Annotated in this window: 2 protein-coding genes; both read right to left on the bottom strand. The window is 68.2% G+C overall.

Translation table 11 applies throughout. From position 1 onward, the window contains the following. Window positions 1–227: 227 nt before the first annotated feature. Entirely contained in the window at window positions 228–1,208 is a 981-nt protein-coding gene (locus AC1DU6_RS30565) for an SDR family oxidoreductase (protein ID WP_457320662.1), read from the bottom strand. Further along, window positions 1,205–1,582, bottom strand: a 378-nt coding sequence (locus AC1DU6_RS30560; protein WP_477861838.1) for a hypothetical protein, incomplete at its 5' end; no start/stop codon positions are given. The genes AC1DU6_RS30560 and AC1DU6_RS30565, both read right to left, overlap by 4 nt.

Raw genomic sequence — 1,582 nt, 5'->3', positions numbered from 1 at the left:
CTGCGCCGACGATGCCGACCAGGACGTTGAGGATGACGCCCTGTTCGCCGTCGGTGCGCATCAGCAGGCTGGCAATCCAGCCGATGATGCCCCCGGAGATGAGCCAGACAATCAGATTCATGGTGTGCTCCTGGTCGAGGTGAAGTCACCGGCATCAGGCAAACGGGGTGCCGCTCGCGCGTTGCGGGCSGCGGAAGAACTTGCAGCAGGGCTTGCCAGCCGCGTGCTCAGATGGCGCCGACGCTGCCGGTCACGGGCAGCACGATGCCGGTGATGTAGCCGGCGCAGACCGGCGCGGCGAGGAAGACATAGGCCGGCGACAGCTCCTCCGGCTGGGCCGCACGCTTCAGGTCGGTCTGCTTGCCGAACTCGGCCACCTTGTCGGCGGGCGAATCGGCCGGATTCAGTGGCGTCCACACCGGCCCCGGCGCGACGGCATTGACGCGGATGCCGCGCTCGATGAGGTTGCTGGCCAGGGACTTGGTCAGCGCATGGATGGCACCCTTGGTGGCCGAGTAGTCGATGAGCTTGGCGCTGCCCCGCAGGCCGGTCGTCGAGCCGGTGTTGATGATGGAGCCGCCTGCCTTCAGATGCGGCAGCACCGCGCGGGCCATGCGCAGATAGCCACCGATGTTGGTGTCCAGCGTCTCCATGATGCGTTCATCGTCGAGATCCTCCAGCGAGGAGGCGTGCTCCTGAAAGGCGGCGTTGTTGACGAGCACGTCGATCTTGCCGAAGCGCTCCATGACCTGGTCGACGGCGCCCTCACACCAGCGGCTGTCCTTCACGTCGCCCTGCAGCAGCAGGCATTGGCGGCCTTCGGCCTCGATGCAGCGGCGGGTCTCCTCGGCGTCCTCGGTGGAGGAGTGGTAGGCCACGGCCACGTCGGCGCCCTCGCGCGCGAACAGCACCGCCACGGCGCGGCCGATGCCGGAGTCGGCGCCCGTGATGAGGGCGACGAAGTCCTGCAGCTTGCCGCTGCCGCGGTAGTCGGGTGCCAGGAAGCGCGGCGCGAGTTCGAGGTCGGCCTCGCGGCCGGGCTTTTGCAGATGCTGGGCGGGCAGGGTTTCGGGCTGCTTGCGGGCGCCAGCCTGCATGGCGCCGCTCTCTTCTTCCTTCTTGCCGTGCTTGGCTTGCCCGGCATCGGCCTGGTCCTGGCGCTTCTGGATGGCGCGCTGGGTCTGGAGGGTCTTGTCGACTGTCGTCATCGTGGGTCCTTCTTCTTCAACTGGGCCGCTTCGGTTTCCTTGCCCGAGGGCGTCTGCGCATCCAGGCCGCGGTCGGGCGATTCGGCGACCTGGGCGATGTTGCCGGGCCGCTCGATGAGCTCTTCGATGATGAAGTGGCCATAGTGCTGGGCGCGCTCGGCGCCGCAGCCCTGGGCGGCCCGGGCCACCTGGATGGCCTGGTCGTCATTGGCGACACGGACAACCAGCCAGTGGTAGCCCTTGGCGGCGAGCGCGCGGTGGGCGAGCACGAGATTCATCTCCTGTCCCACCGAGGCGAGCGGGCTGGCGTGGGCGATGTCCTCGTCGATCTGCCTGAGCATCTCCTGGTCGCTGTAGTGGCGCACCGCGCCGTC

It is taken from the genome of Roseateles sp. P5_B10 (assembly GCF_056400485.1).
This window is presented reverse-complemented; position numbering and strand designations above follow the sequence as displayed.